The 20,199-nt window shown below is 54.1% G+C and carries 20 protein-coding genes; 19 read left to right on the top strand and 1 reads right to left on the bottom strand.

Annotated features, from left to right (window positions below):
- The first annotated feature begins 2 nt into the window (after positions 1–2).
- From rsmG to K5Y33_RS20700, 18 genes are all read left to right on the top strand, one after another.
- A complete protein-coding gene (rsmG, locus tag K5Y33_RS20785) occupies positions 3–620 on the top strand; it encodes a 16S rRNA (guanine(527)-N(7))-methyltransferase RsmG (protein WP_110868235.1) in 618 nt (205 codons plus the stop codon).
- 713 nt (positions 621–1,333) lie between these two features.
- On the top strand, positions 1,334–1,714 hold the full coding sequence (atpI, locus tag K5Y33_RS20780; protein WP_222185617.1) for a F0F1 ATP synthase subunit I: 381 nt from the start codon (positions 1,334–1,336) through the stop codon (positions 1,712–1,714).
- Positions 1,715–1,722: 8 nt separating this feature from the next.
- Positions 1,723–2,541 carry a F0F1 ATP synthase subunit A gene (gene atpB, locus K5Y33_RS20775; protein ID WP_007893608.1) on the top strand — a complete coding sequence of 273 codons (819 nt, stop codon included), beginning with the start codon at positions 1,723–1,725 and terminating at the stop codon, positions 2,539–2,541.
- A 49-nt stretch (positions 2,542–2,590) separates the two neighbouring features.
- The gene (gene atpE / locus K5Y33_RS20770) at positions 2,591–2,830 is read left to right on the top strand and encodes a F0F1 ATP synthase subunit C (protein ID WP_003849523.1); all 240 of its coding nucleotides are present in this window, start codon (positions 2,591–2,593) and stop codon (positions 2,828–2,830) included.
- Positions 2,831–2,937: 107 nt separating this feature from the next.
- A complete protein-coding gene (gene atpF, locus K5Y33_RS20765; RefSeq protein WP_007893603.1) occupies positions 2,938–3,408 on the top strand; it encodes a F0F1 ATP synthase subunit B in 471 nt (156 codons plus the stop codon).
- A gap of 14 nt (positions 3,409–3,422) precedes the next feature.
- A complete protein-coding gene (gene atpH / locus K5Y33_RS20760) occupies positions 3,423–3,956 on the top strand; it encodes a F0F1 ATP synthase subunit delta (RefSeq protein ID WP_008106723.1) in 534 nt (177 codons plus the stop codon).
- Between the two features lie 14 nt (positions 3,957–3,970).
- On the top strand, positions 3,971–5,512 hold the full coding sequence (gene atpA / locus K5Y33_RS20755; protein ID WP_008106721.1) for a F0F1 ATP synthase subunit alpha: 1,542 nt from the start codon (positions 3,971–3,973) through the stop codon (positions 5,510–5,512).
- Between the two features lie 52 nt (positions 5,513–5,564).
- The gene (gene atpG / locus K5Y33_RS20750; RefSeq protein WP_101763910.1) at positions 5,565–6,431 is read left to right on the top strand and encodes a F0F1 ATP synthase subunit gamma; all 867 of its coding nucleotides are present in this window, start codon (positions 5,565–5,567) and stop codon (positions 6,429–6,431) included.
- 63 nt (positions 6,432–6,494) lie between these two features.
- The gene (gene atpD, locus K5Y33_RS20745) at positions 6,495–7,892 is read left to right on the top strand and encodes a F0F1 ATP synthase subunit beta (RefSeq protein WP_008106718.1); all 1,398 of its coding nucleotides are present in this window, start codon (positions 6,495–6,497) and stop codon (positions 7,890–7,892) included.
- Between the two features lie 24 nt (positions 7,893–7,916).
- On the top strand, positions 7,917–8,336 hold the full coding sequence (locus K5Y33_RS20740; RefSeq protein WP_008106717.1) for a F0F1 ATP synthase subunit epsilon: 420 nt from the start codon (positions 7,917–7,919) through the stop codon (positions 8,334–8,336).
- Between the two features lie 163 nt (positions 8,337–8,499).
- Complete coding sequence (gene glmU / locus K5Y33_RS20735) at positions 8,500–9,870, top strand: bifunctional UDP-N-acetylglucosamine diphosphorylase/glucosamine-1-phosphate N-acetyltransferase GlmU (RefSeq protein WP_222235018.1); 1,371 nt, start codon at positions 8,500–8,502, stop codon at positions 9,868–9,870.
- A gap of 130 nt (positions 9,871–10,000) precedes the next feature.
- The gene (gene glmS / locus K5Y33_RS20730; RefSeq protein WP_101763908.1) at positions 10,001–11,830 is read left to right on the top strand and encodes a glutamine--fructose-6-phosphate transaminase (isomerizing); all 1,830 of its coding nucleotides are present in this window, start codon (positions 10,001–10,003) and stop codon (positions 11,828–11,830) included.
- Positions 11,831–12,006: 176 nt separating this feature from the next.
- Complete coding sequence (gene pstS / locus K5Y33_RS20725; protein WP_049852409.1) at positions 12,007–13,050, top strand: phosphate ABC transporter substrate-binding protein PstS; 1,044 nt, start codon at positions 12,007–12,009, stop codon at positions 13,048–13,050.
- 89 nt (positions 13,051–13,139) lie between these two features.
- Positions 13,140–14,102, top strand: coding sequence for a phosphate ABC transporter permease PstC (pstC, locus tag K5Y33_RS20720; RefSeq protein WP_222235017.1), 963 nt, complete (start codon positions 13,140–13,142; stop codon positions 14,100–14,102).
- A complete protein-coding gene (gene pstA, locus K5Y33_RS20715) occupies positions 14,099–14,986 on the top strand; it encodes a phosphate ABC transporter permease PstA (RefSeq protein WP_101763906.1) in 888 nt (295 codons plus the stop codon). Before pstC ends, pstA begins: the two co-directional genes overlap by 4 nt.
- 43 nt (positions 14,987–15,029) lie before the next feature.
- Positions 15,030–15,803, top strand: a complete 774-nt coding sequence (gene pstB, locus K5Y33_RS20710; protein ID WP_101763905.1) for a phosphate ABC transporter ATP-binding protein PstB — start codon at positions 15,030–15,032, stop codon at positions 15,801–15,803.
- A 14-nt stretch (positions 15,804–15,817) separates the two neighbouring features.
- Positions 15,818–16,552, top strand: a complete 735-nt coding sequence (gene phoU / locus K5Y33_RS20705) for a phosphate signaling complex protein PhoU (protein WP_007893583.1) — start codon at positions 15,818–15,820, stop codon at positions 16,550–16,552.
- Between the two features lie 119 nt (positions 16,553–16,671).
- A complete protein-coding gene (locus K5Y33_RS20700) occupies positions 16,672–17,910 on the top strand; it encodes an MFS transporter (protein ID WP_101763904.1) in 1,239 nt (412 codons plus the stop codon).
- Positions 17,911–18,055: 145 nt separating this feature from the next.
- On the opposite strand, the gene yieH is transcribed toward K5Y33_RS20700, so the two are convergent.
- Complete coding sequence (gene yieH, locus K5Y33_RS20695) at positions 18,056–18,718, bottom strand: 6-phosphogluconate phosphatase (protein ID WP_101763903.1); 663 nt, start codon at positions 18,716–18,718, stop codon at positions 18,056–18,058.
- Between the two features lie 151 nt (positions 18,719–18,869).
- Between yieH and K5Y33_RS20690 the strand changes: the two genes are divergently transcribed.
- Positions 18,870–20,183, top strand: coding sequence for an NCS2 family permease (locus K5Y33_RS20690; protein ID WP_101763902.1), 1,314 nt, complete (start codon positions 18,870–18,872; stop codon positions 20,181–20,183).
- Positions 20,184–20,199: the final 16 nt, after the last annotated feature.

The raw sequence follows: 20,199 nt of genomic DNA, 5'->3' as shown, positions 1-20,199 counted from the left end.
TTGTGATCAACAAACTCTCCTCGCTGCTAAAAGCGGCAAACATTTCCCTTACCGATCAACAAAAACAGCAGTTGGTTGGCTATGTTGAGTTGCTGCATAAGTGGAATAAGGCCTATAACCTGACATCAGTGCGCGACCCGCAGCAGATGCTGGTACGCCATATTCTCGACAGCGTGGTGGTTGAGCCACATTTGCAGGGCGAACGCTTTATTGATGTCGGCACCGGTCCGGGCTTACCAGGCATTCCGCTGGCCATTGTGCGACCGCAATCGCATTTCACCTTGCTGGATAGCCTCGGCAAACGCGTGCGTTTCCTGCGTCAGGTGCAGCATGAGTTAGGACTTACTAACGTCACGCCGGTGCAGAGCCGCGTTGAAGAGTACCCGTCTGAGCCGCCATTCGACGGTGTTATCAGTCGTGCATTTGCTTCACTCGAGGATATGCTGACCTGGTGTCATCATCTGCCGGGTCCTGAAGGTCGCTTTTATGCCCTGAAAGGTGTGCGTCCGGATGATGAGATTGCTGCATTACCCGCTGGCTTTACGGTGGAAAAAATTCAACCGCTGCAGGTACCCGAGCTGGATGGTGAACGTCATTTGGTGGTGATTACCCGCCAATAGCCTTTTAAACGGTATGGATTTAAGCTGCTTCATGCCGTTTGTCTTAGTTATTGCCCTGAACGAAAAAGCAGCGATTGAACACTTTTAGGTAAAAGCTTTTATTTCGCAGGGCAGGGCGCGCGAGTTAACATCCCCGGCGGAAATTATCCGAAAATCTCTGTTACATTTAACGAATAATTCACATTTCATTATCACGGAGATCACTTTTTTGGGTGTATTTACCCAACCAAATAATCACTGGTGAAAATATAACTTTGCAATAAATTGGCGTACGTAATATCAGTTTTGCGTTTTTATTGCAGCGCATGATGTCAATAGAGTGTTTTTCTCGAAAATCGAAGTGCGACAGTTAAATAAAAAATCTAAATCTCTGATTTATTAGTGTTTTAGTCGATTTTGAAATTCTATAAATCTTGTCTGAAACAAATTCAGTCAGGCATTCCTTGTTTATTATGTGATCTAAAGCACGCTTTAAAAGCAAGTCGGTCGGGCATTTTCAGACTTAAAGTCAGACATTGCCTGAAGACGATGTTTTGAAAAATAGCCCTTCAGAAAGAAATTTAAATAATTGTTCACCTTTTCGCTACTTACCGATTGAAATCGCAGGTGGCGCCCGTATAATTTGCACGGCTTTTGCTGCTTGACTCAAATGAGTAAAGGCAGTCTTATACGACACGCGACATACCCCGTTCGGGGCAGGAGAGTTCAGCGTCATGTCAGTGTCTCTTTACAGTGTGAAATTAGCCCGGGCCGTGCTGATCATTCAGCTGGTGACCTTTGTCACCATCGGTGCGCTCTTTACCCTGAAAGAGGTTACCTGGGGCGCCTCCGCCATCGCGGGTGGCGTGGCAGCCTGGCTGCCGAACGTGTTGTTTATGTTTTTGGCCTGGCGCCTGCAGGATCAAACGCCTGCGAAAGGACGTGTTGCCTGGAGCTTCGCCCTTGGTGAAGTGTTGAAGGTGTTCACAACCGTCATTTTCCTCGCGGTGGCGTTGGGTGTGTTTGGAGCGGTCTTCTGGCCACTCGCAATCACGTGGTTATCGGTGCTGGTGGTGCAGATCGTCGCTCCGGCTGTAATTAACAACAAAGGGTAAGAGGCATCATGGCTGCTGGAGAAATCTCTACTCCGCAAGAATACATAGGTCACCACCTGAATAACCTTCAGTTGGACCTGCGTACTTTCGAGTTGGTGAATCCGCACGACGCTCCCGCGACGTTCTGGGTATTAAATATCGATTCCATGTTTTTCTCTGTGGTGCTGGGACTGATTTTCCTGGTGTTGTTCCGCAAAGTGGCGAAAAGCGCTACCAGCGGTGTTCCAGGGAAATTACAAGCGGCTATCGAACTGGTTGTCGGCTTCGTTGATAACAACGTGCGCGACATGTACCACGGTAAAAGCAAACTTATCGCCCCGCTGGCTCTGACGATTTTCGTCTGGGTCTTCCTGATGAACTTCATGGATCTGCTGCCTATCGATTTGCTGCCGTTTATCGGCGAGCACTATTTAGGCCTGCCGGCGCTGCGCGTCGTGCCGTCTGCAGACGTGAACATCACGCTGTCTATGGCGCTGGGCGTATTTATTTTGATTCTGTTCTACAGCATCAAAATGAAAGGCATTGGCGGCTTCACCAAAGAGTTGACGCTGCAGCCTTTTAATCACCCGATCTTCATCCCCATTAACCTGATTCTTGAAGGTGTTAGCCTGCTGTCCAAGCCTGTTTCACTGGGTCTGCGACTGTTCGGCAACATGTATGCGGGTGAGTTGATCTTTATCCTGATTGCCGGCTTGCTGCCGTGGTGGTCGCAGTGGTTGTTGAATGTGCCTTGGGCCATTTTCCACATCCTGATCATTTCGCTGCAGGCTTTCATTTTCATGGTCCTCACGATCGTCTATCTGTCGATGGCATCTGAAGAACATTGATTTTTATCTCAACACTTAAGCTTTTAACTGAAACAAACTGGAGACTGTCATGGAAAACCTGAATATGGATCTGCTGTACATGGCTGCCGCTGTGATGATGGGCCTGGCGGCAATCGGTGCTGCGATCGGTATCGGCATCCTCGGAGGTAAATTCCTGGAAGGCGCCGCGCGTCAACCGGATCTGATCCCTCTGCTGCGTACGCAGTTCTTTGTTGTAATGGGTCTGGTGGATGCAATCCCGATGATCGCTGTAGGTCTGGGTCTCTACGTGATGTTTGCTGTCGCTTAAACCTGGTAGCCTTGTTCACTCATGGCACCTGGTGTGATGAGGGACGGATTCTGCCGTTTATCTCTGATAGCGGCAGAGCAAGTTAACTTAATAAGAGGCATTGTGCTGTGAACATTAATGCAACAATCCTCGGCCAGGCCATCGCGTTCATTCTGTTTGTCGCGTTCTGCATGAAGTACGTATGGCCGCCGATTATGGCTGCCATCGAAAAGCGCCAGAAAGAAATTGCTGAAGGCCTTGCTTCTGCTGAGCGCGCGAAGAAAGATTTAGATCTCGCGCAGGCCAATGCGACCGACCAGCTGAAAAAAGCGAAAGAAGACGCTCAGGTCATTATCGAGCAGGCGAACAAACGCCGTGCCCAGATTCTGGACGAAGCGAAAACCGAAGCTGAGACTGAACGTAACCGCATCGTGGCGCAGGCGCAGGCAGAAATTGATGCCGAGCGTTCGCGTGCCCGTGAAGAGCTGCGTAAGCAAGTCGCGTTGCTGGCATTAGCTGGCGCCGAGAAAATCATCGAACGTTCCGTGGATGAAGCTGCTAACAGCGACATCGTTGATAAACTGGTCGCTGAACTGTAAGGAGGGAGGGGCTGATGTCTGATCTGATTACTGTAGCTCGCCCCTACGCCAAAGCAGCTTTTGACTTTGCTGTTGAGCATCAAAGCATCGATCGCTGGCAATCAATGCTGGCGTTTGCCGCAGAAGTGGCTCGCAACGAACAGATCGCAGATCTTCTTTCCGGTGCGCTCGCACCGGAAGCTTTGTCTGCTTCTTTCATTGCAGTTTGTGGCGATCAACTTGATGAAAACGCCCAGAACCTGATTAAGGTAATGGCCGAAAACGGACGTTTGACAGCGCTTCCAGCCGTACTGGCTCAGTACATTCAACTGCGTGACGCTTATGAAGCGACAGCCGAAGTTGATGTGATTTCTGCCAGCACGCTGAGTGACAGTCAGCTGACTAAAATCAGCGCCGCGATGGAAAAACGTCTGTCACGTAAAGTTAAGCTGAATTGCAAAATTGATAAGTCTGTAATGGCAGGTGTGGTTATCCGTGCGGGTGACCTGGTCATTGATGGCAGCGTACGCGGCCGTCTTGATCGTCTGGCAGACGTCTTGCAGTCTTAAGGGGACTGGAGCATATGCAACTGAATTCCACCGAAATCAGCGAACTGATCAAGCAGCGCATTGCTCAGTTCAATGTCGTGAGTGAAGCTCACAACGAAGGTACTATTGTTTCTGTAAGTGACGGTATCATCCGCGTACACGGCCTGGCCGATGTCATGCAGGGTGAGATGATTGCCCTGCCGGGCAACCGTTACGCTATCGCACTGAACCTCGAGCGTGACTCGGTTGGTGCAGTAGTGATGGGCCCGTATGCTGACCTCGCGGAAGGCATGAAAGTAAAATGTACGGGTCGTATTTTAGAAGTTCCAGTTGGCCGTGGCCTGCTGGGCCGTGTGGTGAACACCCTGGGTGCACCGATCGACGGTAAAGGCGCAATCGAAAACGACGGCTTCTCGCCTGTTGAAGTGATTGCACCGGGCGTTATCGACCGTCAGTCAGTAGACCAGCCTGTTCAGACCGGTTACAAATCTGTCGATGCGATGATTCCAATCGGCCGTGGCCAGCGTGAGCTGATCATCGGTGACCGTCAGACCGGTAAAACTGCAATGGCAATCGACGCCATCATTAACCAGCGCGATTCAGGCATCAAGTGTGTCTACGTTGCGATTGGTCAGAAAGCGTCAACCATTTCTAACGTAGTACGCAAACTGGAAGAGCACGGCGCGCTGGCTAACACCATCGTGGTTGTCGCTTCTGCTTCTGAATCTGCAGCACTGCAGTACCTGTCACCGTACGCCGGTTGTGCGATGGGTGAGTACTTCCGTGACCGCGGTGAAGATGCACTGATCGTGTACGATGACCTGTCTAAGCAGGCTGTTGCTTACCGTCAGATTTCTCTGCTGCTGCGCCGTCCACCAGGTCGTGAAGCATTCCCTGGTGACGTGTTCTATCTCCACTCTCGTCTGCTGGAGCGTGCATCACGCGTTAGCGCTGACTACGTTGAGCGCTTCACCAACGGTGAAGTGAAAGGCCAGACCGGTTCTCTGACCGCACTGCCAATCATCGAAACTCAGGCGGGTGACGTTTCTGCGTTCGTTCCGACCAACGTAATCTCGATTACTGATGGTCAGATCTTCCTGGAATCTAACCTGTTCAACTCCGGTATTCGTCCAGCCGTTAACCCGGGTATTTCGGTATCCCGTGTTGGTGGTGCTGCACAGACCAAGATCATCAAGAAACTGTCCGGTGGTATTCGTACCGCGCTGGCACAGTATCGTGAACTGGCTGCGTTCTCTCAGTTCGCTTCCGATCTGGACGATGCAACGCGCAAACAGCTGAGCCACGGTCAGAAAGTGACCGAGCTGCTGAAACAGAAACAGTATGCGCCGATGTCAGTCGCGCAACAGGGTCTGGTGCTGTTTGCTGCTGAGCGCGGCTATCTGAACGATGTTGAACTGGCGAAAGTCGGCAGCTTCGAAGCCGCTCTGCTGGCGTTCGCGGATCGCGATCACGCTGAGCTGATGGCTGAAATCAACCAAGCGGGTAACTTCAATAACGAAATCGAAGAGAAGCTGAAAGGCCTCCTCGAAACGTTTAAAGCAACCCAGTCCTGGTAATGTCTGGCGGCTTGTCTGAAAAGGCAGGCCGCAAGGCTTTGAGGAGAAGCTAATGGCCGGCGCAAAAGAAATACGTAGTAAGATCGGAAGCGTAAAAAATACGCAGAAGATCACCAAAGCGATGGAAATGGTCGCCGCCTCCAAAATGCGTAAAACGCAGGAACGCATGGCGGCCAGCCGTCCGTATGCAGATACCATGCGCAAAGTGATTGGTCACCTTGCCTTGGGTAATCTGGAATACAAGCACCCTTACCTGGATGAGCGTGACGTTAAGCGCGTCGGCTACCTGGTCGTTTCGACTGACCGCGGGCTTTGTGGTGGTTTGAACATTAACCTGTTCAAAAAATTGCTGGCAGATATGAAAAGCTGGGCGGATAAAGGCGTACAGAGCGATCTGGCTGTTATCGGTTCGAAAGGCAATTCATTCTTCGGCTCTGTAGGTGGCAACATCGTGGCACAAGTCACCGGTATGGGCGATAAGCCTGCACTGTCTGATTTGATCGGCCCGGTAAAAGTGATGTTGCAGGCCTACGATGAAGGTCGCATCGACAAGCTGTATATCGTTGCCAACAAGTTTAACAACACCATGTCTCAGACTCCGACCATTACCCAACTGCTGCCGTTACCGCCAGCGGAAGGTGAAGAAGAGATGAAGGCGAAGACCTGGGATTACCTGTACGAACCCGATCCGAAAGCGCTGCTGGATACCCTGCTGCGTCGTTACGTCGAATCGCAGGTTTATCAGGGTGTGGTGGAAAACCTGGCCAGTGAGCAGGCCGCACGTATGGTTGCAATGAAAGCTGCAACCGACAACGGCGGAAACCTGATCAAAGAGCTGCAGTTGGTTTACAACAAAGCTCGTCAGGCCAGCATCACCCAGGAACTTACCGAGATCGTCTCGGGAGCCTCCGCGGTTTAACCAGGCATATATCCTGTCGCGCGAGCGCGGCTGGGTATTTTCGTATTAGGTAGAGGATTCAAGATGGCAGCTGGAAAGATTGTCCAGATTATCGGCGCCGTAGTTGACGTCGAATTCCCTCAGGACGCGGTACCGCAGGTATACAGCGCTCTCGAGGTGAAAAATGGTGATGCTCGTCTGGTGCTGGAAGTTCAGCAGCAGCTGGGTGGTGGCGTGGTTCGTACCATCGCCATGGGTACTTCTGACGGCCTGAAGCGCGGTCTGGAAGTTACCGACCTGAAAAAACCTATCCAGGTTCCGGTTGGTAAAGCAACCCTCGGCCGTATCATGAACGTATTGGGTGAGCCAATCGACATGAAAGGCGACCTGCAGAATGACGACGGCACTGTAGTAGAGGTTTCCTCTATTCACCGTGCAGCACCTTCGTATGAAGATCAGTCTAACTCGCAGGAACTGCTGGAAACCGGCATCAAGGTTATCGACCTGATGTGTCCGTTCGCTAAGGGCGGTAAAGTTGGTTTGTTCGGTGGTGCGGGTGTAGGTAAAACCGTAAACATGATGGAGCTGATCCGTAACATCGCGGCTGAGCACTCAGGTTATTCGGTATTTGCTGGTGTGGGTGAGCGTACTCGTGAGGGTAACGACTTCTACCACGAAATGACTGACTCCAACGTTATCGATAAAGTAGCGCTGGTGTATGGCCAGATGAACGAGCCGCCGGGTAACCGTCTGCGCGTAGCACTGACCGGTTTGACCATGGCGGAAAAATTCCGTGATGAAGGCCGTGACGTTCTGCTGTTCATCGACAACATCTATCGTTACACCCTGGCCGGTACTGAAGTATCAGCACTGCTGGGTCGTATGCCATCTGCGGTAGGCTATCAGCCAACGCTGGCAGAAGAGATGGGTGTGTTGCAGGAGCGTATTACCTCCACGAAGACCGGTTCAATCACCTCTGTACAGGCCGTTTACGTTCCTGCGGATGACTTGACTGACCCGTCACCAGCAACCACCTTTGCTCACTTAGACTCAACCGTTACGCTGAGCCGTCAGATCGCCTCTCTGGGTATCTACCCAGCCGTTGACCCGCTGGATTCTACCAGCCGTCAGCTGGATCCACTGATCGTGGGTCAGGAGCACTATGATGTTGCGCGTGGCGTGCAGTCTCTGCTGCAGCGTTACCAGGAACTGAAAGACATCATCGCTATCCTGGGTATGGACGAGCTGTCTGAAGAAGACAAACTGTTGGTGGCACGTGCGCGTAAGATTCAGCGCTTCCTGTCTCAGCCGTTCTTCGTTGCTGAAGTCTTCACCGGTTCTCCAGGTAAGTACGTCACCCTGAAAGACACCATCCGTGGCTTCAAAGGCATCATGGAAGGCGAATTCGACCACCTGCCAGAGCAGGCGTTCTACATGGTCGGCGCTATCGAAGAAGCCGTAGAAAAAGCGAAGAAACTGTAATTTAGGTTTCCCAGGAGGAATGGTATGGCTATGACTTATCATCTGGACGTGGTCAGCGCGGAGCAACAAATGTTCTCCGGTCTGGTCGAGCGTATCCAGGTGTCAGGTAGCGAAGGTGAGCTGGGGATTCGTCCTGGCCACGCCCCGCTGCTGACAGCCATCAAGCCTGGTATGATTCACATCGTGAAACAGCACGGCGAAGAGGAGTTTATTTACCTCTCTGGCGGCGTGCTGGAAGTTCAGCCTGGCAGCACCACCGTTCTGGCCGACACCGCGATTCGCGGTGAAGACCTCGACGAAGCGCGCGCGCTGGAAGCGAAACGTAAAGCGGAAGAGCACATGAACAGCAGCCACGGCGACGTGGATTATGCTCAGGCTTCTGCGGAACTGGCGAAAGCCATCGCGAAACTGCGTGTCATCGAGCTGACCAAAAAAGCGATGTAATCAGGCTTTATGCGTCACGAAATGCCAGCCCTTTGGGTTGGCATTTTTTTTGCCCAAAATTTGCCGCCTGGCGCTGAGCCCGGCTAATTTCGACCCGAGAAAAATGTAGTAATCTCGGGGTTAAACCTTACACTTTCGAAAGTTGAAGAGAATCAGGATAGTTATGTCTACGAACGCGATGAGTGTGGTGATCTTAGCCGCTGGCAAAGGCACCCGAATGTATTCCGACCTGCCCAAAGTTCTGCATACTCTTGCAGGTAAACCAATGGTTCAGCACGTTATTGATGCCGCAACCGGTTTGGGCGCCCAGCAGATCCATCTGGTTTATGGCCACGGCGGAGATTTACTGCAGTCAACGTTAGCGCATAACGCACTCAACTGGGTGCTGCAGGCAGAGCAACTGGGTACTGGTCATGCGATGCAGCAGGCGGCACCCTTCTTTGCCGATGACGAAGATATTCTGATGCTGTACGGCGACGTGCCGCTGATCTCGCAGGCCAGTTTGCAACGTCTGCGCGACGCGAAACCCGCGGGCGGCATTGGCTTACTCACCGTGGTTCTGGATAACCCCACCGGCTACGGTCGTATCGTGCGTGAAAACGGCACGGTGATCGGCATCATTGAGCAGAAAGATGCCTCGCCAGAACAGCTAAAAATTCAGGAAATTAACACCGGCATATTGGTTGCCAACGGTGGCGACCTCAAGCGCTGGCTGGCACAACTTAACAACAATAATGCGCAGGGCGAATTCTATATCACCGACATCATCGCCATGGCGCACCACGAAGGCCGCGTGATCAATGCGGTGCATCCGGCGCGCATCAGCGAAACCGATGGCGTCAACAATCGCCTGCAGCTGGCAACGCTTGAGCGTGTCTACCAAAGCGAGCAGGCAGAAAAGCTGCTGCTGGCGGGTGTGATGCTGCGCGATCCGGCGCGTTTCGATCTGCGCGGTGCGTTGCAACACGGCCGCGATGTGGAGATCGACACCAACGTGATCATCGAAGGCAAAGTCACGCTCGGCAACCGCGTCAAAATCGGTGCCGGCTGCATCATCAAAAACAGCGTGATTGCTGACGACTGTGAAATCAGCCCTTATTCGGTGATCGAAGATGCCACGTTAGCCGCTGCTTGTACGGTTGGGCCTTTTGCGCGTCTGCGTCCGGGCAGCGAGTTGGCGGAAGCGGCGCATGTGGGCAACTTTGTAGAGATGAAGAAAGCCACGCTCGGCAAAGGCTCCAAAGCCGGTCATCTCTCTTATCTCGGCGATGCGGAAATTGGCGCGGGCGTGAATATCGGTGCGGGTACCATTACCTGTAACTATGATGGCGCCAACAAATCCAAAACCATCATTGGCGACAACGTGTTTATCGGTTCGGATACCCAGCTGGTGGCGCCAGTCAGCGTGGCGAGCGGTGCGACCATCGCCGCGGGCACCACGATAATGAAAGATGTGTTAGCTGCGGATCTGGTCTACAACCGTAAAGAACAGAATCAAAAATCGGGCTGGCAGCGTCCTGTTAAGAAAAAATAAATTTTAAAGGCCGACAACGATCGGCCTGTTAGCAGTGCCATAAAAAAATATCCCCACTCTCTACAAGGCTCGGGGAAATCAGGTCGTATGACAACGCAATGGCCGAAAGCCATGAAGTCAGGAAATTACTATGTGTGGAATTGTTGGTGCAGTAGCGCAGCGTGACATCGCAGAAATTCTGCTGGAAGGTTTGCGTCGTCTTGAGTATCGCGGTTATGACTCCGCGGGATTAGCCGTCGTCGATCGTCAGGGCCATATGACGCGCCTGCGTCGTCTGGGTAAAGTGCAGAACCTGGCGGAAGCCGCAGAGCAGCAGCCGCTGATTGGCGGCACCGGTATCGCACATACGCGCTGGGCGACACACGGTGAACCGTCGGAGGCCAATGCGCATCCGCACGTTTCCGAGCACATCATCATCGTGCACAACGGCATCATTGAGAACCATGAGCCGCTGCGCGCGCAGTTGCTTGAGCGCGGCTATCATTTTGCCTCAGAAACCGACACCGAAGTGGTGGCGCATCTGGTTCATTGGGAGCAGAAGCAGGGCGGCACGCTGCGTGAAGTGGTGCTGCGCGTCATTCCGCAGCTGCGCGGTGCATATGGCATGGTGATCATGGACAGCCGCGATCCTTCGCTGCTGGTGGCGGCGCGTTCCGGTAGCCCGCTGGTGATTGGCCGTGGCGTGGGTGAAAACTTTATTGCTTCCGATCAGCTGGCTCTGCTGCCGGTGACGCGTCGCTTCATCTATCTGGAAGAGGGCGATATTGCCGAGATCACCCGCCGCGAGGTCACCATTATCGATCGTGACGGTAAAACGGCTAAGCGCGCTGAAATTGAATCGACCGCGCAGTACGATGCCGGCGACAAAGGCATCTATCGTCATTACATGCAGAAAGAGATTTACGAGCAGCCGAACGCGATCAAAAACACCATCACCGGTCGTTTTAATCACGGCGAAGTCGATCTCAGCGAGCTGGGCCCGGATGCTGAGACGCTGTTGAGCCAGGTCGAACATATTCAGATCATCGCCTGCGGTACGTCATACAACTCCGGCATGGTTTCGCGTTACTGGTTTGAGTCGCTGGCTAACCTGCCTTGTGATGTGGAAATCGCCTCGGAATTCCGTTATCGCAAATCTGCAGTGCGTAAAAATAGCCTGCTGATCACGCTGTCACAATCGGGTGAAACCGCCGATACGCTGGCGGCGCTGCGCCTGTCGAAAGAGCTGGGTTATCTCGGTTCGCTGGCCATCTGTAATGTGGCCGGTTCATCGCTGGTGCGTGAATCCGATTTAGCGCTGATGACCAAAGCCGGCACTGAAATTGGCGTGGCATCCACCAAAGCCTTCACCACGCAGCTGGCAGTATTGCTGATGCTGGTGGCGAAACTCGGTCGTCTGCACGGCATGAAAGCCGAAACCGAGCACGAGATTGTGCACGCGCTGCAGGCCTTGCCGAGCCGCATCGAACAGATGCTGGCGCAGGACAAAGTGATCGAAAACCTGGCGGAAGGTTTCTCTGATAAGCATCACGCGCTGTTCCTTGGCCGTGGCGATCAGTATCCGATCGCGATGGAAGGCGCGCTGAAGCTGAAAGAGATCTCCTATATCCACGCCGAAGCCTATGCGGCGGGCGAGTTGAAGCACGGCCCGCTGGCGCTGATTGATGCGGATATGCCAGTGATCGTGGTCGCGCCCAACAACGAACTGCTGGAGAAGCTGAAATCCAATATTGAAGAGGTACGCGCGCGCGGCGGTTTGCTGTATGTGTTTGCCGATCAGGATGCCGGTTTCAGCGACAGCGATGGCATGAAAATCATCTCCCTGCCGCACGTAGAAGAGGTGATTGCACCGATCTTCTACACCGTGCCGTTACAGCTGCTCTCGTACCATGTGGCGCTGATTAAAGGTACCGATGTTGACCAGCCGCGTAACCTGGCGAAATCGGTTACCGTTGAATAATCAGTAACAAGAGTGGGCCCGCAACGGGCCCGCTTCATTTCTGTACGCTGTCATATAACTGTCACATTTCGTACATTTCACTGTCATCAAACTGTCCTATTTTCCCTCCAGCAGCAATCACTGACTCCTACTAAAAAGGCATTGAGCCTGATTTTTTTGAATCCCCTGGAGGGAACATGACACTGATGCGTAGCACCGTAGCCCGAATCCTCGCCGCCACCTTCGCAGTAAGCGCGGTTTCTGCTTTTGCAGCCACCGATCTGACGGGCGCAGGCGGGACATTCCCGGCGCCGGTTTATGCCAAGTGGGCAGCCGAGTACCAGCAAGCCACCGGTAGCAAAATCAACTATCAGGGTATTGGTTCTTCCGGCGGCGTGAAGCAAATCATCGCGAAAACCGTCGATTTCGGTGCGTCTGATGCGCCAATGAAAGAAGAAGATCTGCAGAAAAATGGCCTGTTCCAGTTCCCTACCGTCATTGGTGGTGTGGTGCTGGCGGTTAACATCCCAGGTGTGAAATCTGGTGAACTGACTCTTGACGGTAAAACCGTGGGCGACATCTACCTCGGCACCATCAAAAAGTGGAACGACCCGGCGATCACTAAACTGAACCCAGGCGTGAAACTGCCAGATTCCAACATCAACGTGGTTCGCCGCGCTGACGGTTCCGGTACTTCTTTCGTCTTCACCAGCTACCTGGCAAAAGTGAACGAAGAGTGGAACAGCAAAATCGGTAAAGGTAACACCGTTAACTGGCCAACCGGTCTGGGCGGTAAAGGTAACGACGGCGTGGCCGCGTTTGTACAGCGTCTGCCGGGTTCAATTGGCTATGTGGAATACGCTTACGCCAAGCAGAACAACCTGACCTACACCAAACTGGTTGATGCCGACGGTAAAGCGGTCGCACCAAGTGAAGAGAGCTTTGCTAACGCCGCGAAAGGCGCAGACTGGAGCAAAACCTTTGCTCAGGATCTGACCTTCCAGAAAGGCAACGATGCATGGCCGATCACCTCAACCACCTTCATCCTGATTTACAAAGATCAGGCGAATGCGGAGAAAGGTAGCGAAGTGCTGAAGTTCTTCGACTGGGCATACAAAGGTGGCAGCAAAACCGCAACCGACCTGGATTACGCCGCGCTGCCAGAAAGCGTAGCTAACCAGATTCGTGCAGCGTGGAAAGCGAACATCAAAGATAGCTCCGGTAAAGCGCTGTACCAGTAACAGATTGACCCGGCCAGCCGAGACGGTTGGCCAACCCCAATGGGCGGCCTGCGTGCCGCCCTGACATCCCCCTGAGAACAGAGAATTCTATGGCTGCCACTAAGCCGACGTTCAAAGCCCCCGGTAAACAAGGCGACATGATTTTCGGCGCGCTGGTGAAGCTATCCGCGCTTGTCGTGTTGCTGTTGATGGGCGGCATTATCGTCTCCCTGATTTTCTCCTCCTGGCCAAGCATCCAAAAATTTGGTTTCTCTTTCCTGTGGAACAAAACCTGGGATGCGCCAAACGAACAATTTGGTGCGCTGGTACCGATTTACGGCACCCTCGTCACCTCGATTATTGCCTTGATCATTGCCGTGCCGGTGAGCTTCGGCATCGCGCTGTTCCTGACCGAACTGGCGCCAGGCTGGCTGCGTCGCCCGTTGGGCACCGCCATTGAGCTGCTGGCGGCCATCCCCAGCATCGTGTACGGCATGTGGGGCCTGTTTGTTTTCGCGCCGCTGTTCGCCGAATATTTCCAGACGCCGGTTGGCAACGTGATGGCGAATATCCCGATTGTCGGCACGCTATTCTCTGGCCCGGCATTCGGTATCGGTATTCTGGCGGCGGGCGTGATTCTCGCCATCATGATCATCCCGTACATCGCCTCGGTGATGCGCGACGTATTTGAACAAACGCCGGTGATGATGAAAGAGTCGGCTTACGGTATCGGCTGCACCACGTGGGAAGTGATCTGGCGCATCGTGCTGCCGTTCACCAAAAATGGCGTGATCGGCGGCGTGATGCTTGGCCTGGGCCGCGCGTTGGGTGAAACCATGGCGGTGACCTTTATCATCGGTAACACCTACCAGCTCGACAGCGCCTCGCTGTTTATGCCGGGCAACAGCATCACCTCCGCGCTGGCCAACGAATTCGCCGAAGCGGAATCCGGTGTCCATGTTGCGGCTCTGATGGAGCTGGGTCTGATTCTGTTCGTGATTACCTTTATCGTGCTGGCGATCTCCAAACTGATGATCCTGCGTCTGGCGAAGAGTGAAGGAGCCCGTTCATGACCGCTATTGAAGTTCAGGCTCGCGCTGAGCTGGAAGCCTCGCGCCGCAAAATGCAGGCATGGCGCAGTACCAAAAACAAAATTGCCCTGACGCTGTCGCTGATGACCATGGCATTCGGTCTGTTCTGGCTGGTGTGGATTCTGTTCACCACTGTTACGCGCGGCGTTGATGGGTTGAGCTGGGAGCTGTTTACCGAATCGACACCGCCGCCCAACACCGCAGGCGGTGGTTTAGCCAATGCCTTACTCGGCAGCGGTTTACTGATTTTCTGGTCAACGATCATCGGAACGCCGCTCGGCATCATGGCTGGGATTTATCTGGCGGAATATGGCCGTAAACACTGGCTGGCGGAAGTGATTCGCTTCATCAACGACATTCTGCTGTCAGCACCGTCGATTGTGGTGGGGCTGTTTGTTTACACCATTGTGGTATCGCAGATGCAGCACTTCTCCGGTTGGGCGGGCGTAGTAGCGCTGGCGCTGCTGCAAATCCCGATTGTGATTCGTACCTCCGAAAATATGCTGCGTCTGGTACCCGACAGCATGCGTGAAGCGGCTTATGCGCTGGGTACGCCGAAGTGGAAGATGATTTCGGCGATTACGCTGAAAGCCTCGGTTTCCGGCATCATCACCGGTGTGCTGTTGGCCGTGGCGCGTATCGCCGGTGAAACCGCACCGCTGCTGTTTACTGCGCTGTCGAACCAGTTCTGGAGCACCGACATGATGCAGCCGATCGCTAACCTGCCGGTCACCATCTTTAAATTCGCCATGAGCCCGTTTGCCGAGTGGCAAAGCCTGGCGTGGGCGGGTGTGCTGATTATTACCGTGTGCGTGCTGCTGCTAAACATTGTGGCGCGTGTGGTTTTCGCCAAGGGCAAACACTAATTTCCCGGCGCGGCTTCGGCGGCGCTGCTTATGAGAGACGAGAATGAGTAACGTGACTTCATCAGCCGGTAAAATTCAGGTCCGTAATCTGAACTTCTATTACGGTAAGTTTCACGCGCTGAAAAACATCAATCTGGATATCACCAAAAACCAGGTGACCGCGTTTATCGGCCCATCAGGCTGCGGTAAATCCACTTTGCTGCGCACCTTCAACAAAATGTACTCGCTCTATCCGGAGCAGCGTGCTGAAGGTGACATCCTGCTGGATGGCGATAACATTCTGGCTTCCAATCAGGATATCGCCCTGCTGCGCGCCCGCGTCGGTATGGTGTTCCAGAAGCCGACGCCATTCCCGATGTCGATTTATGACAACATCGCCTTCGGCGTGCGGCTGTTTGAGAAGCTGTCGCGTGCCGATATGGATGAGCGCGTACAATGGGCGCTGACCAAAGCCGCGCTGTGGAATGAAACCAAAGACAAGCTGCATCAGAGCGGTTACAGTCTTTCCGGCGGTCAGCAGCAGCGTTTGTGCATCGCCCGCGGCATCGCGATTCGCCCGGAAGTGCTGTTGCTGGATGAGCCTTGCTCCGCGCTGGATCCGATCTCAACCGGTCGTATTGAAGAGCTGATCACCGAACTGAAGCAGGATTACACTGTGGTGATCGTGACTCACAACATGCAGCAGGCTGCGCGTTGTTCTGACCACACCGCTTTTATGTATCTGGGCGAGCTGATTGAGTTCAGCGATACCGATACCTTGTTCACTAAGCCCGCAAAGAAGCAGACCGAAGATTACATCACCGGTCGTTACGGCTGATTCAGGAGACGCACATGGATAATTTAAATCTGAACAAACACATCTCCGGTCAGTTCAACGCGGAGCTGGAGCACATTCGCACGCAAGTGATGATCATGGGCGGCATGGTTGAGAAGCAGCTGATGGACGCCATCACCGCGATGCACAACCAGGATGGCGAGCTGGCGCGTCACGTCATCGACGGCGACCAGAAGGTCAACATGATGGAAGTGGAGATTGATGAAGCCTGCGTGCGCATCATCGCCAAACGCCAACCGACCGCCAGCGATTTGCGCCTGGTAATGGCGATCATCAAGACCATTTCTGAGCTGGAACGCATTGGCGACGTGGCAGAAAAAATCAGCCGCACTGCGCTGGAGAAGTTCAGCCAGCAGCATCTGCCGCTACTGGTGAGCCTTGAAGCGCTTGGTCATCACACTGTGCAGATGCTGCACGACGTGCTGGATGCGTTCGCGCGCATGGATCTCAACGAAGCCATCAAAATTTACCGCGAAGATAAGAAGGTGGATAAAGAGTACGAAGGCATCGTGCGTCAGCTGATGACCTACATGATGGAAGATCCGCGCACTATCCCAAGCGTGCTGACCGCGCTGTTCTGCGCCCGCGCCATCGAGCGTATCGGCGATCGCTGCCAGAACATCTGCGAAATTATCTTCTATTTCGTTAAAGGTCAGGATTTCCGTCATGTGGGCGGCGACAAGCTGGATGAACTGCTGTCGGGCGATGACGGCAGCAATAAACCCTCTTGATTGATGCGTCGGCGGCCCGTTGCCACTGTGGCTAACGGGCCGCCTGCTTAAATTCTGTCTGTTCTCGGCGATTCCCTCTCTTTATACTTGGCGCACTTTTTTCTGCCAGGTGCTGTTACATGTCTTCCCCAACTCCTAAAAAACAAGCCATTACACCGGCGAAAGCCATGGTGGCTGCTATCAGCGGCTACGCGATGGACGGATTTGATCTGCTGATTCTTGGTTTTATGCTGCCGGCGATCAGCGTCTCGCTGGCGCTCGATCCTTCTCAGGCCGGTTCGCTGGTCACCTGGACGCTGATCGGCGCGGTGATCGGCGGCATCGTGTTTGGCCATCTCAGCGATCGCTATGGTCGCATCCGTATCCTTACCGTCACTATTCTGGTGTTCTCGGTATTCACTGGCTTGTGCGCTGTGGCGCAGGGTTATTGGGATCTGCTGGTGTACCGCACGCTGGCGGGCGTGGGATTGGGCGGAGAGTTCGGCATCGGCATGGCGCTGATTGCCGAAGCCTGGCCGAAAGAGAAGCGCAACCGCGCCTCGGCGTGGGTGGGCATTGGCTGGCAGCTCGGTGTGCTGCTGGCGGCCTTTATCACGCCGCCGCTGCTGAGCGTGATTGGCTGGCGCGGCATGTTCCTCGTCGGTTTGCTGCCGGCGCTGGTCTCCTTTGTGATTCGCCGCAGCATGGGCGAGCCGGAGAGCTTTACCCGCCACGTGGAGAAAACGCCGCAGCTCTCGTTTGGCGCACGTCTTAAATTGCTGTTTGCCGATCGTGCCACCAGCAAAGCCAGCCTGGGGATTTTCATTCTCTGCTCGGTGCAGAACTTTGGTTACTACGGATTGATGATCTGGATGCCGAGCTATCTGTCGTCCAGCTTCGGTTTCAGCCTGACCAAATCAGGCTTGTGGACCGCGGTGACGGTGGTGGGCATGACGTTCGGCATCTGGCTGTTTGGCGTGCTGGCCGATCGCTTCGCGCGCTGGAAAATCTTCCTGCTGTATCAGTTCGGCGCGGTGGTGATGGTGGTGGTGTATGCGCAGCTGCGCGATCCTACGGTGATGCTGTTTACCGGCGCGCTGATGGGGATGTTTGTGAACGGCATGATCGGCGGCTACGGCGCGCTGATTTCCGATACTTTCCCACCGCAGGCGCGCGCAACAGCGCAGAACGTGTTGTTTAATTTGGGGCGTGGCGTGGGCGGATTTGGTCCATTGGTGATTGGCCTGCTGGCGACCAATATCTCTTTCACCGCGGCGATCACGCTGCTGGCGCTGATTTATCTGCTGGATATCGCCGCCACGCTGTTCCTGCTGCCGAAGAAGCAGAGCAACGAGGATTCGTTAGGGGCGATTGGCTGATTTGGATTGTGCTGGCTGTCCCCCTCCTCGGTCCTCCCCCATGAATGGGGGAGGAAGATGCTGCAATATGTGGGTTGGGAGTTGCATGTGGCAGCATCTCCTTCCCCCATTCATGGGGGAAGGTCGGGATGGGGGACAGCCAGCACTACCCCACCAAATCCCAGCCACGCGCGCGCCACAAATCCGGCAACTGCGCCATATCATCAAAGCGCGTCACCAGCGGATGATCGAGTTCGGGATTGTGCGCATCGGCGCAGTAGTAAAACACCGGAATCCCGGCCGCGATCCCGGCACGCGCGCCCGCTTCGGAATCATCCACCAGAATGCACTTCTCAATCGGCACCTGCATCTGCTCGGCGGCGTGATACATCAATTCCGGATCCGGCTTCCAGTGGTTAATGTCATACCCGCTGTACAGCTTGCCATCGAGATACGGCAGCATGCCGGTCAATCCCAGCGAATGCTGCATCTTCTTCACCGTGCCGTTTGAAACCACACACATCGGCACGTTGACACTTTCCACCAGCGCTTTGGCACCGGTAATTGGCTTCAAATCGAGATCAAACAATCTAGCCACTTCGGCGCGATAGGCGGTTTCCACTTCTTCGAGCGGCAGTTCAACCTGATGTTCGGCCGCCACATCGCGGATGATGTCGTAGAGCTTTACCCCTTTATACTGCTCAAACATCTGTTGCAGAGAGCGTTCAATACCGTAGCGGGCAAAGGTGTTGACGTAAGCTTGCGTACAGATCACTTCGCTGTCGACCAGCGTGCCGTCGCAATCAAAAAAAATACATTCCACCGACATCGCACATCATCCTTTTGTTAAACAATAAGCTGACACTCTAGCGCACTGAGCGTAGAAAGCGACCCTGAGCAACCGGTTGCGAAAAATCAGTGTTTTGCCACGCTAAACTCTATAGGATACGCGGCGATAAATTTTTTAGCGGAACAGTGGAATGACTAATCAGGGCCTTTTGCAGCGCATCTTTAAACTGCAGGAACACGGAACCACCGTGCGTACCGAAGTGATTGCCGGTTGCACGACTTTCCTGACGATGGTGTACATCGTTTTCGTTAACCCGCAAATTCTCGGTGTAGCGGGCATGGATACGCAGGCAGTGTTTGTTACTACCTGCTTGATTGCCGCGTTCGGCAGTATTCTGATGGGGCTGGTGGCGAATTTGCCGGTAGCACTGGCACCGGCGATGGGCCTGAACGCCTTCTTCGCCTTTGTGGTGGTCGGGGCCATGGGATACTCGTGGCAGATTGGTATGGGCGCGATTTTCTGGGGCGCGCTGGGTCTGCTGATCCTCACACTGCTGCGCGTGCGTTACTGGATGATTGCCAACATTCCGCTCAGCCTGCGTGTTGGCATCACTGCCGGTATTGGTCTGTTTATCGCCATGATGGGGCTGAAAAACGCCGGAATTATCGTGCCAAACGCCGATACCATTGTAGCTGTGGGTAATCTGACCTCGCACAGCGTGCTGCTTGGGGCGCTGGGTTTCTTCATCATCGCAATTCTGGCTTCCCGCAATATCCATGCGGCGGTGCTGGTGTCGATTGTGGTGACGACCGCGCTGGGCTTGATCATTGGCGATGTGAAATTCAGCGGCGTGTTCGCCGCTCCGCCAGCGATCACTTCTGTTGTGGGCCAGGTTGATATCAAAGGCGCGTTCAACATCGGCATGGCCGGGGTGATCTTCTCCTTTATGCTGGTGAATCTGTTCGACTCCTCCGGCACGCTGATTGGCGTGACCGATAAAGCCGGGCTGACTGACGAGAAAGGTACTTTCCCGCGCATGAAGCAGGCGCTGTACGTCGATAGCATCAGTTCGGTGACCGGTTCGCTGATTGGTACCTCATCGGTAACCGCCTACATTGAAAGTTCGTCCGGTGTGGCGATCGGCGGTCGTACTGGCTTGATGGCGGTGATCACCGGGATTCTGTTCCTGCTGGTGATGTTCCTGTCACCGCTGGCGGCGATGGTGCCTTCTTATGCGGCGGCGGGTGCGCTGATTTACGTTGGCGTATTGATGACGGCGTCGCTGTCACGCGTGCAGTGGGACGATCTCACCGAAGCGGTGCCAGCGTTTGTTACTGCGGCGATGATGCCTTTCAGCTTCTCGATCACGGAAGGTATCGCGTTGGGCTTTATCTCTTACTGCGTGATGAAGTTGGGAACCGGCCGCTGGCGTGAAATCAGCCCGTGCGTGGTGGTGGTCGCGCTACTGTTCGTGCTGAAAATCGTCTTTATCGATGCCCACTAAACAGTAAAGGCCGCTG

Origin of the sequence: Pantoea sp. DY-17 (assembly GCF_019795975.1) — a bacterium.
Lineage (GTDB): Bacteria > Pseudomonadota > Gammaproteobacteria > Enterobacterales > Enterobacteriaceae > Pantoea > Pantoea leporis.
This window is presented reverse-complemented; position numbering and strand designations above follow the sequence as displayed.

Coding starts and splice junctions, on each gene's coding strand:
- atpI (WP_222185617.1), top strand. CDS start 1,334: ATGTCAGTGTCTCTTTACAGTGTGAAATTAGCCCGGGCCGTGCTGATC.
- atpB (WP_007893608.1), top strand. CDS start 1,723: ATGGCTGCTGGAGAAATCTCTACTCCGCAAGAATACATAGGTCACCAC.
- atpE (WP_003849523.1), top strand. CDS start 2,591: ATGGAAAACCTGAATATGGATCTGCTGTACATGGCTGCCGCTGTGATG.
- atpH (WP_008106723.1), top strand. CDS start 3,423: ATGTCTGATCTGATTACTGTAGCTCGCCCCTACGCCAAAGCAGCTTTT.
- atpA (WP_008106721.1), top strand. CDS start 3,971: ATGCAACTGAATTCCACCGAAATCAGCGAACTGATCAAGCAGCGCATT.
- atpG (WP_101763910.1), top strand. CDS start 5,565: ATGGCCGGCGCAAAAGAAATACGTAGTAAGATCGGAAGCGTAAAAAAT.
- atpD (WP_008106718.1), top strand. CDS start 6,495: ATGGCAGCTGGAAAGATTGTCCAGATTATCGGCGCCGTAGTTGACGTC.
- K5Y33_RS20740 (WP_008106717.1), top strand. CDS start 7,917: ATGGCTATGACTTATCATCTGGACGTGGTCAGCGCGGAGCAACAAATG.
- glmU (WP_222235018.1), top strand. CDS start 8,500: ATGTCTACGAACGCGATGAGTGTGGTGATCTTAGCCGCTGGCAAAGGC.
- glmS (WP_101763908.1), top strand. CDS start 10,001: ATGTGTGGAATTGTTGGTGCAGTAGCGCAGCGTGACATCGCAGAAATT.
- pstS (WP_049852409.1), top strand. CDS start 12,007: ATGACACTGATGCGTAGCACCGTAGCCCGAATCCTCGCCGCCACCTTC.
- pstC (WP_222235017.1), top strand. CDS start 13,140: ATGGCTGCCACTAAGCCGACGTTCAAAGCCCCCGGTAAACAAGGCGAC.
- pstA (WP_101763906.1), top strand. CDS start 14,099: ATGACCGCTATTGAAGTTCAGGCTCGCGCTGAGCTGGAAGCCTCGCGC.
- pstB (WP_101763905.1), top strand. CDS start 15,030: ATGAGTAACGTGACTTCATCAGCCGGTAAAATTCAGGTCCGTAATCTG.
- phoU (WP_007893583.1), top strand. CDS start 15,818: ATGGATAATTTAAATCTGAACAAACACATCTCCGGTCAGTTCAACGCG.
- K5Y33_RS20700 (WP_101763904.1), top strand. CDS start 16,672: ATGTCTTCCCCAACTCCTAAAAAACAAGCCATTACACCGGCGAAAGCC.
- yieH (WP_101763903.1), bottom strand. CDS start 18,718: ATGTCGGTGGAATGTATTTTTTTTGATTGCGACGGCACGCTGGTCGAC.
- K5Y33_RS20690 (WP_101763902.1), top strand. CDS start 18,870: ATGACTAATCAGGGCCTTTTGCAGCGCATCTTTAAACTGCAGGAACAC.